Genomic DNA, 12,650 nt, shown 5'->3' on the forward strand with positions numbered 1-12,650 from the left:
GCTGTTGACCTGCCGCGGTGCCTCCGAGCAAACAGTACGAGGGCAGCAGGGGGCGAATGTGTATCTGGCGGAACTGAAGATCGCCAATTTTCGACGGCTCTCGAGCGTGACGCTCGAGTTTCGACCGGGGCTCAACGTGATCGTTGGTCCTAACAATATTGGCAAGAGCGCGGTCGTCGATGCGCTCCGCGCCCTGCTTGCCGGCGCCGACGATCCCTACCCCCGCTTCACGGCGGACGATCTGCATCTCCCGGCCGGTGGAAGCTCCTCGGGCGAGATACGGTTTGAATATGTCTTCCGCGGACTCGAGCCTGCTGACGAGGCAGACTTCCTGCACGCACTGCGGCCTAGCGAGGGCGGCAAATACGAAGCGGTGCTTGGCGTTACCTACGGGGAGCCAGACAAGTCGGGGCGGCTGCGTGCCCGCCGGTGGTGCGGCGATTTTGACGATGTCGCAGTGACGAGTACGATCCTCGAGAATTTGCGCTGTGTCTATTTGCAGCCACTGCGGGATGCCGAGCAGGGGCTCCGGCCGAGCCGCAACAGCCAGCTGTCGAGGTTGCTTCATCTGCTTGCCGACGAGCCGGGTAAAGACGCCATCGCCGCGGCGCTGACCGAGTTGGACAAGCAACTGAAAAAGCACAAACCGATCCTTGATACGCAATCCGCGATCAGCGGCCGGCACCAGACCATGCTCGGCGAGCAGTTGGCCCAAATTGTCAATGTGGAGCTGGCTGGCTCGGACTTCTCCAAGCTTGCTGCCCGACTATCGCTATTGGTGGACACCTTCGAGATCGAGCGCAATGGGCTTGGCTACAACAATCTGATCTTCATGGCCGTCGTGCTTAGTGAGCTCGCCAAGAATGCTGATGCAGCGTTTCGAAGCCTAATTGTCGAGGAGCCGGAAGCGCATTTGCATCCACAGCTGCAGGCGGTACTGCTGCGCTACCTGTCGAGCATCGACCACGATGCCACGGGCGAGAAACCTGTACAGGTGTTCGTCACCAGCCACTCGCCAAATTTCGCCAGCATTGCCGACCTGAACTCGATTGTGTGCCTGATGAACGCGGCAGGAGGCGCGGAGGTGTTCCACCCCCGCACCGTCGAGTTTGAGAAGGGCAAGCGCGAGAAGCTTGCCCGCTACCTCGACGTGACGCGCGCAGAACTGTTCTTCGCCCGACGGGTCATCTTCGTTGAGGGCGCGGCCGAACTGCTTCTGGTCAATGCGCTGGCCATACGCGAAGGCCTGGATCTTCGCGACCATGGTGTCAGCCTGATCAGCGTCGAAGGTCTGAACTTCGATTCATTCATGCCCTTGTTTGGTGAGCAGGCCATCAAGGTGCCGACCGCAGTGATCACCGACGCCGACCCCATGATCGAGGTTGGCGGCAAATGGGTAGCGCATTATCCGACCTCCGCAGAGAGCATCATCGTCTCCGACAACACGGCCGCGATGCAGGCGCGGCAGGACAGCTTGATGAAGGTATTCCACGGGCAGAAGACGTTCGAATACGACCTCGCTTTGGAGGAGAGCAACCGCGCCGTCATGCTAAGCGCGCTCGAGGACATTCATCCACAGATCGGCACTGCTCTGAAGCTTGAGGTTGAGGAGGGTGCCGATGATCGCGAAAAGGCGAAGCTGCTGTTTCGCGGCATGTTCGAGCGGCCATCCAATAACGTGCAGAAGGGCAGGTTCGCTCAGGCTCTTGCGGCCAGGATCTCGGTCAAGGCGACGACGTTCGTGACGCCTGCCTACATCCTCGCCGCGGTCCGGCACGCATGCCAGAAATAACGGGGCTATCCGCCGAGCAGGAGGCGATCGTAGGGCTGCCGTTGGGTCCTATCGCCGTCACTGCCTGCGCCGGCAGCGGTAAGACGCGCACGGCCGTGAGCCGCCTGGCAGCGATGCGCCGACTGCACGTGAACGAGCGAAGCCTTGTCGTGCTCCTGTCTTTCTCGAATGTCGCCGTCGAGACGTTCCGGAACGAATACGCCGCTGCAGTACGATTGCAGGGCTCCTCCTCAAGGCGGGACAGGGCAGTAGAAATCGACACTATGGATGGGTTCATCACCACCAATGTGCTGCGCCCGCACGGGCACCGGGTGATGGGTTGCGACTGCACGCCGTTTTTGGTCGAGGGGAGGGAGCCTTTTCTGAAGAGCTTCACGGTCTTTGACGGCACGCGCAGCCACTCGACGGCGAGCCTGTCAATGTCGCTGCAGGGTGGCGCCTTTGTGCATACCGTCGGGCGGCAGGCGCAGGTTATCGACAGTTGGCGTGCCGAGGCTGCTGTCGCGAAGCTCGGTGCGGTGGGCGCTTACACCCATGCTTCGGCCAGGTATTGGGTATGGCGCACCCTCAAGAATCAGCCCTCCCTTCTCGACGTGCTCGCCCGGCGCTATCCACACATCCTGGTAGACGAGGCGCAGGACATTGGACCTGAGCACCAAGCAATTTTAGAGTTGCTGATCCAGCACGGGTCAAAGGTGTCGCTGATCGGCGATCCAAACCAAGCGATCTATGAGTTCGCGCAAGCTGACGGCGGGTTCCTCTCCGGCTACGGTGCCCGAACCGGGGTCAGCGACCACCAGCTTTCTGTAAACTATCGGTCCGTTCCGAGCATTCTAGAGGTGGCGAACCATCTGACAGGACGCGCCGACACCGCCAACCGGCAACCCCAGGTAGGTCGTCACGGCGCCTTCTACATTCCCTATGATTCAAAGGACCGCGGCCCGGCGCTCTCAACCTTCCAAAGCTTGCTGGAGAGGGCGGGGATCGATGTCCAGCGCGGCGTCGTGCTATGCCGGTCGAGCGATCTCGCTGGCGAATGGGGTGGCGAGCAGGATGGCCAGGGGGTAGGGGTCGTGCGGTGCTTTGCCAACGCCGCGATCAGCCGCGATCAGCTGGGCAAGCTTCCTCGTGCTTTCAGCGAGGCGTGCGCAGGCGTCATCGGCCTGCTGGCGCCCGAACACGGCGGGCTGACGTCGCAGCTCGCTCGCGGCACGGGTCAGGATGTTGTCGGTCTTCGCCGTGCGATCTGGTCATTTGTCCGCGATGCCAAGACGGGGCTGCCTTCATCAGCGCTGGTCGCTGACACGGCCTGGCATCCGCTGCTCTGCGCTCGTGTTAGGGCGCTGCTCTTACAGCTTGAGGGCGACTACGGACTGAAGCTCGGTGAAAATCTCGGCAATAAGCTCGCGAAGAAGGCACTGGAGAACCGCCCGCTCATCGAGATCCCGGATCTTGCCGAGGTCGGCGTCACCGCATTTCCTGCATCCACAGTACACAAAGTTAAGGGCGCGAGCCTCGATGCCGTCTTGTATGTCGCCAAGAAGAGGCATGTTCGGGCGCTTCTGGACGGCACCGGAAGCGAAGACGGTCGAATCGGCTACGTTGCTCTCACACGTGCGCGCGATCTCTTCGTGCTGGCAGTTCCGAAGGCTTGTCTTGCTGAGTTTGAGGCCGACCTACAGGCCATTGGTCTAAAAAAAGCCGGATAGGCGTTCGAGGTATGCGCAGGCCCTGCCAATCGATCGGCGATTTTATATGCTTTGCCCAGCTCGGCCTAAGCTCTCCCAAAATAGCCCGGACCTCCTCTCTAGCCTAGAGGACTATTCCTGCGCTCGCCAATGCGCTGTCGATACGCTCGTTCACTTCGCACTTCATTTCCGCCCAGGCCGGTACGGTGTCGAGCAGCCGCTGCTGTCACGCGACGAGGTTCGGGTAATCAGTGCGCCTCTCGTCGCGCTACCGCATACCCGCTCCTCAACCGGGTAAACAGCTTGCCATTGCATTATCGAAATGGCGTCACGCATGAGTTTTGAGGAAGGCCTTAGCTTCCCGCAATACCATCCAAATCGCGAAACGATCGCGTTCTATCGGTAAAGCTCCGTAAGCTGCGAAGCGAGGAGTGATCGCGCAGCACGAAGATTCGAAGCACGTTGCATTTGACAGCCCGGCACAGGCACGGCGATGTATACCGCAAGATATAACGATCGAGGCGACCATGAAGCCGTTTTTTGAAATCCCCCGCCGCCTGTTCCTAGTCGGGCTGACGCTGGGCCTCTCGGCGCCAGCAGTGGCACAAGACGTGCCCAATATCGCGGCTGCGGCGGACCTGCGCGTGGCGTTGACCGATGTCGCAGCAGCATTCAAGCGCGATACCGGACAGGAGGTGAAGCTAACGTTCGGGTCATCGGGCACGTTCTTTCAGCAGATACAGCAGGGCGCGCCGTTCCAGCTCTTCCTCTCGGCCGATGAACAGTATGCGACCGATCTTGCCCGCGCCGGCAAAACCGTGAACGCGGGTACGCTCTACGCAATCGGGCGCCTTGCGGTGGTTGCGCCAAAGGGCTCGCCGCTGACGCTCGACAGCAACCTTGCCGGCCTGCGCAGCGCACTCGCGCGTAGGCAGATTACCCGGTTCGCCATCGCCAACCCTGAGCATGCCCCCTACGGCGCACGAGCGCGAGAGGCGCTGCAGCACGTGAAGCTGTGGCAGCCGCTCGCCAGCAAACTGGTGTTGGGCGAGAACGTATCCCAAGCGCTGCAATTTGCGATCGCTGGCGGTGCCCAAGGGGGCATCGTCTCGTATGCCCTGGTCCTCGATCCCACGTTCGGGGCTCGCGCAAGCTACAAGCTGCTGCCCGCCACGTGGCACAAGCCGCTCCGCCAACGCATGGTGCTGATCAAGGGCGCCAGTCCGACGGCACAGCGCTTCTATAGCTATGTCCAGCAACCCGCTGCACGCCGCATCCTGGTCCGCTACGGTTTCGCGCTTCCCGGCGAGCGTTGATCGCGGCGGATGGACTGGCAGGCGCTCCGCCTATCGTTGTGGCTCGGTTTTCTAACGATCGCGGTGCTCTTGCCCGTGGCGATCGTCGCCGGGCGCTGGCTTGCGACCACACGATTACGGGGACGTGCGCTTATCGAAGCGGCGTTGACGCTACCCCTCGTTCTGCCTCCAACCGTCATCGGCTTCTATCTGCTTGTCGGCATGGGGCCTGACTCCCCGATTGGCCGTGTCTGGCAGGCGCTGTTCGGGGGCGCGTTGGTATTCAGCTTCCAAGGCGTGCTGCTTGCATCGGTGATCGTCAATCTACCCTTCGCGATCCAACCCGCGCAGCGCGCTTTCGAGGCAATCAGCCAGGAGCTACGTGATGCCTCGGCGACGTGCGGTCATTCGGGCTGGCAGACCTTCCGGCGCATCGAGCTGCCACTGGCATGGCCTGGTATCGTCACCGGAGCGGTGCTGGCGTTTGCCCACACGCTGGGTGAGTTTGGCGTCGTGCTGATGGTAGGCGGCTCGCTGCCCGGCGAGACACGGACGCTGGCGCTGTCCATCTACGACCGGGTGCAGGCGTTCGACAATGCGGCTGCTGCCAGCATGGCGGCTGTGTTGATGGGGATATCACTTATAGCGGTGACGATCAGCTTCATCCTGACGGGGCGTAAGCGACGGCATGGCTGACGGCCTGGATGTCTGCATACGAGCCGCCACGCCGATCGCGATTGACGTGGCGTTTTCCGTCCATGCGCATGAGACGCTGGCACTGATTGGTCCATCGGGCGCGGGCAAGTCCACGATTTTACGGACAATCGCGGGGCTGCACCGCGTTCGAGAAGGTACAATCCGGGCGGATGGCGATACCTGGCTGGATACCGCGGCCGGGATCGATCTTGCCGCCTCCCAGCGGCATACTGGTATGGTGTTTCAATCCTATGCGCTGTTCCCGCATCTCACCGCAGCACAAAATATTATGGAAGCGATGCTCGATCGGCCGCGTGATGAGCGCCGGCACCGTGCAGACGCCCTCCTGGAGCGTGTCCACCTGGAAGGGCTCGGCGATCGCTTGCCTGCTAGACTATCAGGCGGGCAGCAGCAGCGGGTCGCGCTCGCGCGCGCGCTCGCCAGAAACCCAAAAATACTGCTGCTCGATGAACCCTTCTCGGCGGTTGATCGGCCGACGCGACGATCCCTTCACCAGCTTCTGAAAGAGCTCCGGTCGGAAACGCCGCTCCCGATCATCTTCATCACGCACGACGTCGAGGACGCTCTGGCGAGCGCGGATCGCTTATGCCTGATCGAAGCCGGAAAGATTACCGCCGACGTGGAGGCAAGCCGAACGGCGGCCGAGGCTGATGACCGATTGTCAGCTTGGCTGATCGACGTGTGATTACAGGCAATCAACCCTGCGCTTAGCGTGAGGCGATGCGCTTGCGCAGGGGCTCGTGCCCTCCTTCGAACTTTCGCGACGTCCAAAGAACAAACCGTAGATCCATGCATTATATATGGCCGGATATAACGGTATGTGGAGCGTCAGGTGCCGAGGAAGTTGCGAATCGACATGGAAGGCCGGCGGTATGGGCGACTTGTCGGCATTGCCTACTCGTACACCTCGCCAGGCGGGCGCGCACATTGGCATTTCGATTGCGACTGTGGCGGCACGGTGGTCGCGGATGGCTGCAACGTTCGCGCCGGTAGCACGGCGAGCTGCGGCTGCCTTCATCGCGAGATCTGTGCTGAACGCCTGACCGTTCACGGTCATCGCGCGCGCAAATATCACGGCCCGACCTATCGAAGCTGGCAGTTGCTCAACGATGGTGCCCGAAATCCGGCGTCATCGGCTTGGGTCTCGATAGGCGCACTGGGCCTTACACCATGTTCCGCATGGGCCACTTCTTTCGAGCGGTTTCTGCATGACATGGGCGAGCGTCCTGCGGGCACCGGCCTGGTGCGTATCGATCACTCGCGCGGCTTCGAGCCGGGCTATTGCCGCTGGTCACCAATCGACGATCGGAGTGTCCGAGCATCTAAAGGATGGGTGAAGCGTAAAGCCGCGACCACTTCGCCACTTGGGCGTTCAGCGGTCAGTCAAGCCTCTCATTCGGAAACGAGACCATCTTTATGAAAACCGTCGTAGTAACGGGCGCGAGCGCCGGTATCGGCCTCGCGACCGCAGATCGCTTCGCGCGCAGCGGATGGCAGGTCGCGATCATCGCGAGGGATCCAGCACGCCTCGACGAAGCCAAAACGATGCTCGAGCAGCATGGCGGTAAGGTCTTGGCGATCTCGGCCGACGTTGCCGACGCGAACGCCATCGATGATGCCGCTGATCAGGTGATCGCCGAATTTGGCGCGATGGATGCCTGGGTCAACAACGCCATGTCGACGGTGGTTGCTCGCGCGCACGACATTACACCGGAAGAATATGCCCGCGTCACCGGCACGACCTATCTATCGCAGGTCTATGGAACGCTTGCCGCGCTTCGTCACATGCGCACGCGGGACCAGGGCGCGATTATCCAGGTGTCGTCCGGCCTCGCGATCCGGGCCGCCCCCCTGCAGGCCGCATATTGTGGGGCAAAGGCTGCGGTGGGCGGGTTTACGGATTCGCTGCGTTCGGAACTGATCTCGGACAAATCGAAGATCACGCTCAGTGTTGTGTATCTGCCGGGCGTTAATACGCCGCAGACCAGCTGGGCACGCACTCACACTGGCCGTGAGCAAATCATTCCTGATCCGATCTTCGATCCGCGCCTCTGCGCTGAGGCGATTTGGACCGCAGCGCACGATCCGCAGCGTGAGTTCTGGGTCGGACGCTCAACGCTGATGATGGCGCTAGGACAATCCGCGGCTCCAGGCTTCTCCGATCGCCAGGCAGCCGGGATGATTGACAAGCAGCAGGGTGATCCGATGCCCGATCGCGCCGGCAATCTCGAGGAGGCCGTTCCAGGGTCTGCGCGAATTGACGGTGACGGCACAGACCGAGTGAAGGGAAGCCGCCGCGAGTTCTTCACGAGCCGGCAGCGTGGTGTGCTGAAGGTTGGCGTGGCCGGCGGTCTGCTGGGTGCGGGCGCTTTGATGGGCGTAGGTGCGTCACGCGCGTTGCCGCGTCTCCTCCGTTGACCGGGATGCTGAAGCGGCTGTTGCCGCAGCATCATGAGCAGGCCGAACTTGGTGTCCGCAAGGACGGCTACCTGCCGCTTGAGCAATATGGCGCGCTTGGGGATGGCCGTTCTGTCGCATTGTCCGGTGCCGACGGATCGATCGACTGGTGGTGCGTGCCCAACATGGACTCGCCACCCCTGTTCGATCGTCTGCTCGATGGCGAGAATGGTGGGTGCTTCACGCTCCAGCCTGATCGCCCGTTCACGGTCGAGCGCCATTATCGTCCTGCCAGCAACGTACTCGAGACGATCTTCACGACGCCAAGCGGGCGAGCCAAACTGACGGAATCTCTCAATAGCGGCACAGCGGGGCGCTTGCCTTGGGCTGAGCTGGCGCGGCGGGTCGATGGGTTGGATGGCACCGTTCGCTTCAATCTGACGATGAAGCCCGGTCGGCGGGGTGACACGGTCAATTCGTACCATTCGAAGATTGGCGACCACACCGTCTTCCATGTCGAGCGCGTTCTCGGTCTCTTTGTCCACAGCGACACGGTACATTGTGACTGGGCCGACGAAGGCATCACGGGGGAGGTAACGGTAGCGGCAGGCGAGCGTCAGACCGTTGCGGTCGTGGCTGGTCGTGATGAACCTCTGGTGGCGCCAACGATCGAGCAGATTGATGCACGCATCGACATATCGGACCAAGAATGGCGGGACTGGAGCGAGCACGTCTCCTACACGGGCGAGGAGCGCGACGCGTTCCTGCGCAGTGCGCTGGCGCTGAAGCTTCTGCTCTATTCGCCGTCTGGCGCGATAGCGGCCGCGGCGACGACATCGATCCCGGAAGGCATCGGCGGATCCAAGAACTACGACTATCGCTACGCCTGGATCAGGGATGCCGGCTACACGATCAAGGCGTTCCTGACGGCAGGGCTTGAAACCGAGGCAAAGGCTGCGTTCAGCTGGCTACTCGATCAGCTTCGCAGCGTTGGCACGCGCGTCGTCTACACCCTTGATGGCAAGATTGTACCCGGCGTGTCCGAATGGGCGATGCCAGGGTACCTTGGATCGACCCCGGTTCGTACCGGCAATCAGGCGACCGACCAGCGCCAACACGGCGTTTACGGGGATATCTTCGAGACGGCCGCCTGCTTTGTCGGCTGCGGCAACATCCTCGACCCCGCGAGCGCGGAGCTGCTGTCGCATCTCGCTGATGAATGCGCCGACCGCTGGCGCCTGCCCGATGCGGGCATGTGGGAACTCGAAGATTTGCAGCATTACACGATGTCCAAGGTCAGCTGCTGGCAGGCTTTGGCTCGCGCCGTAGAATTGGCGGACCAGGGTCAACTGCCGACCACATGCCGGGAACGCTGGTCGCGCGAACGCGACCGGATCAAGGACTGGATCGAAGGCGAATGCTGGTCGGAGAAGAAGCAGGCCTTCGTCATGTACCCGGGTACCGACAAGCTCGATGCCTCCTTGGCGCTTGCCGTCCGCTTCGGTTTTGATGGTCATGATCGGCTGCAAGCCACGATGGATGCGATCGATCGTGAGCTAGGCAGCGGGCCTTTCCACTATCGCTACACCGGCATGGACAAGGAGGAAGGGTGCTTTCTTGCCTGCTCCTTCTGGATGGTGGAGGCCCGTGCCGAACTTGGTCAACGGCCTGAAGCTCGTCAGCGGTTCGATGCCTTGAGCGATGCACTGTCCCACGGGCACGGCATTCTCTCAGAGATGATCGATCCGGCGAGTGGCGCGTTCCTCGGCAACCTTCCCCAAGGTCTCAGCCATCTGGCCCACGTCATGGCACTGTCCGTCCTCGACGAGGCAGCGGCCTGCAACTGACTCTGATCCTATCCCAATGGAGATAAGCATGACTGATCGTCTGACTATGCAGGATCCTCGCTCGCAGTATCCGCAGCCGCCTTTCCCGCGGCAGCCGCAGCCTGTCCCCGGCGAAGCGTCGAAAATGGATCCCGTGCCCGACCACGGCGAGACGAGCTATAAGGGCTCAGGCAAGCTTGCCGGGCGCAAGGCGCTCATCACCGGCGCGGACAGCGGCATCGGTCGCGCGGCCGCTATCGCGTTTGCACGCGAGGGCGCTGACGTCGCTCTGTCATACCTCGAGTCCGAAAAGAGTGACGCGGCCGAGGTGATCAAACTCATCGAAGCGGAGGGGCGCAAAGCCGTCGACCTGCCCGGCGACATCACCGACGAGGCGTGGTGCAAGACGCTCGTGGAGCAGGCGGTCGAGAAGCTTGGCGGTCTCGACATTCTGGTCATCAATGCGGGTCGGCAGCAGAACCGTGAGGACATCTCGAAGGTTACGTCGGAGGATTTCGACAAGACCATGAAGACCAACCTCTATGCCATGCACTGGATCGCGCAGGCGGCTGTGCCGCATCTTCCGGCAGGCGGGTCGGTTATCACTACCGCCTCGATCCAGGCCTATGAGCCGTCCGCGATCCTGCTCGACTATGCCACGACCAAGGCAGGGATCGTCGCCTACACCAAGGCGCTGGCCAAGCAGCTGCTGGAGAAGGGCATCCGCGCCAACGTCGTGGCGCCTGGCCCCTTCTGGACGCCGCTCCAGGCATCCGGTGGGCAGCCGCCCGAGGCGGTGATGAAGTTCGGCTCGGAAAGCCAGTATGGCCGTCCGGGGCAGCCGGTCGAGATCGCGCCTGTCTATGTGCTGCTGGCGAGCCAGGAAGGCAGCTACATCAGTGGCGAGGTATACGGCGTCACCGGTGGTACCGGCGTCGCCTAATGCAACGAAAAGCCCCCGACTGGACGTACCGGTCGGGGGCTTCTCATATGGCATGGCATCGCTACAAGGGGGATGCCATGCCGTTATGCTATCAGGCGGCCTCTGCCTTTTCTTGCGCGAGGCTGGCGCTGTCGATGACGTAGCGGAAGCGGACGTCACCCGACTTCACCTTCTTGTACGCCTCGTTGATCTCCTGGATCGGGATCAGCTGCACGTCAGGCGCGATGCCATGCTCGGCACAGAAATCGAGCACCTCCTGCGTCTCTGCGATCGACCCGATCAGCGAACCTCCGATCGTCTTGCGGCCCATGATCATGTTCATGTGGTTCCAGCCCGGCATGGGGGCGAGGGCACCCACCGACACATACGCGGCGTCGTGCTTGAGCAGCGGAATGAAGGGATCGACCTTGTGCTTTTCGGGGATGGTCGAGAGGATGAAATCGAACTGACCTTCGAGCGCTTCGGAGGCTTCCTTGTCGCCTTCGACGACGCCCTTGGCACCTAACTTCTCCGCCTCGGCGACCTTCTCCTTGGTGGTGGTAAAGACCGTCACATCCGCGCCCATCGCAACCGCGATTTTGACCGCCATGTCACCCAGACCGCCAAAGCCGACGACACCGACCTTGTCACCAGCCTTCACGCCCCAGTGCTTCATCGGCGAATAGGTGGTGACGCCGGCGCACAGGATCGGGGCTGCCGCTTCGATCGGGATCGACGCCGGAATTTTCAGCACGAAATCTTCGCGCACGACGAGGACGTCCGAGTAGCCGCCGAACGTATTGTCCCGACCATACATGTTCGTGCCCGTCTTTGCCTGTGCCGCAGGCTTCATCGGGCCGTTATAGGTTGCCAGCCAGCTGTTCGGCCCCTCACAATATTGCTCGTCACCCGCCTTGCACGGGCCGCATTCCTGGCAGCTGTCGATCATGCAGCCGACCCCGACCAGATCGCCGACCTCGTGCTTGGTGACGCTATCCCCCTTGGCCGAGACCCGGCCGACGACCTCATGGCCCGGCATGCACGGGTAGACCGTGTTGCCCCAGTCATTCTCGCACTGGTGGATGTCGGAATGGCAGACGCCGCAATAGAGGACGTCGATCTGCACTTCATTGGCCTTGGGCGGGTCGCGCTCGATCTCGATCGGCTTGAGACGCGAGAAACTATGCTTAGCGGCGTAACCGGTAGCGGTGACCATGATTGATGACCTTTCGCGAGGCTGGAGGGTGATCGCCCCTGAACGTCCTGCCGGCCACGGTTATCCTAGGATAGAGCACTATATTTTCGTCGATACATTGTATCGCAAACGGCTGACGGAAGGTCGCGCAGTCGCACTTTTCTACTGGTTACGGTACACACCGATCGGTTGCCCAGATGGGCAAACTCGAATGCAGGGAAGTTTCCATGAAGATCAGTGCGCGCAATCAGATTTCCGGCACCATCGTGTCGATCACACCGGGCGCGGTAAATGGTTCGATCAAGGTCGATATCGGTGGCGGGAACGTCGTGACCGCCAACATCACCGAAGAGGCGATCGCCGATCTCGGGCTCGCGGAAGGTGAGGCGGTCACCGTCATCATCAAGGCCAGCGACGTGATGATCGGTAAGTAAGATGAAGGTTGGACCCCTCTGGCTGAAAATTCAGATTGCGTGCGGCGACGCATTGGCGATGGGACCGGGTAAAGCCGACCTCCTGGAGGCGATCCAGTCGGAGGGGTCGATCAGCGCGGCAGGTCGCGCGCTCGGCATGAGCTATCGCCGTGCCTGGCTGCTGGTCGATGAAATGAACCGGTGCTTCGATCCTCCGCTGGTGGATACCGTCAAGGGCGGCGGGCTGGACCGCGGATCGAAGGTCAGCCCTACCGGGAAGGCGGTACTGGAAGCCTATCGCGAGATGGAGCGGCAGGCATCCGCTGTTGCTGATCAGCCAGCTTATGCCCGACTGCAGGGCTTTCTGCGCTCTGCGCCACTACCCACGGACTAAGAACGTACCGG

Annotated in this window: 11 protein-coding genes; 10 read left to right on the top strand and 1 reads right to left on the bottom strand. The window is 61.8% G+C overall.

Annotated features, from left to right (window positions below):
- Positions 1 to 58: 58 nt before the first annotated feature.
- The 8 genes from NPJ82_RS16720 (at position 59) to NPJ82_RS16755 (ending at position 10,658) form a co-directional block, all read left to right on the top strand.
- The gene (locus NPJ82_RS16720; protein WP_342659089.1) at positions 59 to 1,792 is read left to right on the top strand and encodes an ATP-dependent endonuclease; all 1,734 of its coding nucleotides are present in this window, start codon (positions 59 to 61) and stop codon (positions 1,790 to 1,792) included.
- Positions 1,780 to 3,501 carry a DEAD/DEAH box helicase gene (locus tag NPJ82_RS16725; RefSeq protein ID WP_342659090.1) on the top strand — a complete coding sequence of 574 codons (1,722 nt, stop codon included), beginning with the start codon at positions 1,780 to 1,782 and terminating at the stop codon, positions 3,499 to 3,501. Before NPJ82_RS16720 ends, NPJ82_RS16725 begins: the two co-directional genes overlap by 13 nt.
- A 506-nt stretch (positions 3,502 to 4,007) precedes the next feature.
- Positions 4,008 to 4,796, top strand: a complete 789-nt coding sequence (modA, locus tag NPJ82_RS16730) for a molybdate ABC transporter substrate-binding protein (RefSeq protein ID WP_342659091.1) — start codon at positions 4,008 to 4,010, stop codon at positions 4,794 to 4,796.
- Between the two features lie 9 nt (positions 4,797 to 4,805).
- Positions 4,806 to 5,471, top strand: a complete 666-nt coding sequence (gene modB, locus NPJ82_RS16735) for a molybdate ABC transporter permease subunit (RefSeq protein WP_342659092.1) — start codon at positions 4,806 to 4,808, stop codon at positions 5,469 to 5,471.
- The gene (locus NPJ82_RS16740) at positions 5,464 to 6,177 is read left to right on the top strand and encodes an ATP-binding cassette domain-containing protein (protein WP_342659093.1); all 714 of its coding nucleotides are present in this window, start codon (positions 5,464 to 5,466) and stop codon (positions 6,175 to 6,177) included. The genes modB and NPJ82_RS16740 overlap by 8 nt, the downstream gene beginning before the upstream one ends.
- Before the next feature lie 731 nt (positions 6,178 to 6,908).
- Entirely contained in the window at positions 6,909 to 7,910 is a 1,002-nt protein-coding gene (locus NPJ82_RS16745; protein WP_342659094.1) for an SDR family oxidoreductase, read from the top strand.
- 5 nt (positions 7,911 to 7,915) lie between these two features.
- Complete coding sequence (locus NPJ82_RS16750; protein WP_342659247.1) at positions 7,916 to 9,736, top strand: glycoside hydrolase family 15 protein; 1,821 nt, start codon at positions 7,916 to 7,918, stop codon at positions 9,734 to 9,736.
- A 28-nt stretch (positions 9,737 to 9,764) separates the two neighbouring features.
- Entirely contained in the window at positions 9,765 to 10,658 is an 894-nt protein-coding gene (locus tag NPJ82_RS16755; RefSeq protein ID WP_342659095.1) for an SDR family oxidoreductase, read from the top strand.
- A gap of 91 nt (positions 10,659 to 10,749) precedes the next feature.
- Here NPJ82_RS16755 and NPJ82_RS16760 read toward each other — a convergent pair whose 3' ends face one another.
- A complete protein-coding gene (locus NPJ82_RS16760; RefSeq protein WP_342659096.1) occupies positions 10,750 to 11,853 on the bottom strand; it encodes an NAD(P)-dependent alcohol dehydrogenase in 1,104 nt (367 codons plus the stop codon).
- Positions 11,854 to 12,059: 206 nt separating this feature from the next.
- Here NPJ82_RS16760 and NPJ82_RS16765 point away from each other — a divergent pair, with 206 nt between their 5' ends.
- Both NPJ82_RS16765 and NPJ82_RS16770 read left to right on the top strand, forming a co-directional pair.
- The gene (locus NPJ82_RS16765) at positions 12,060 to 12,266 is read left to right on the top strand and encodes a TOBE domain-containing protein (RefSeq protein ID WP_342659097.1); all 207 of its coding nucleotides are present in this window, start codon (positions 12,060 to 12,062) and stop codon (positions 12,264 to 12,266) included.
- Between the two features lies 1 nt (position 12,267).
- Positions 12,268 to 12,639 carry a ModE family transcriptional regulator gene (locus NPJ82_RS16770; RefSeq protein ID WP_342659098.1) on the top strand — a complete coding sequence of 124 codons (372 nt, stop codon included), beginning with the start codon at positions 12,268 to 12,270 and terminating at the stop codon, positions 12,637 to 12,639.
- Positions 12,640 to 12,650: the final 11 nt, after the last annotated feature.

It is taken from the genome of Sphingomonas sp. NY01 (assembly GCF_038809135.1).
GTDB lineage: Bacteria > Pseudomonadota > Alphaproteobacteria > Sphingomonadales > Sphingomonadaceae > Sphingomonas > Sphingomonas carotinifaciens.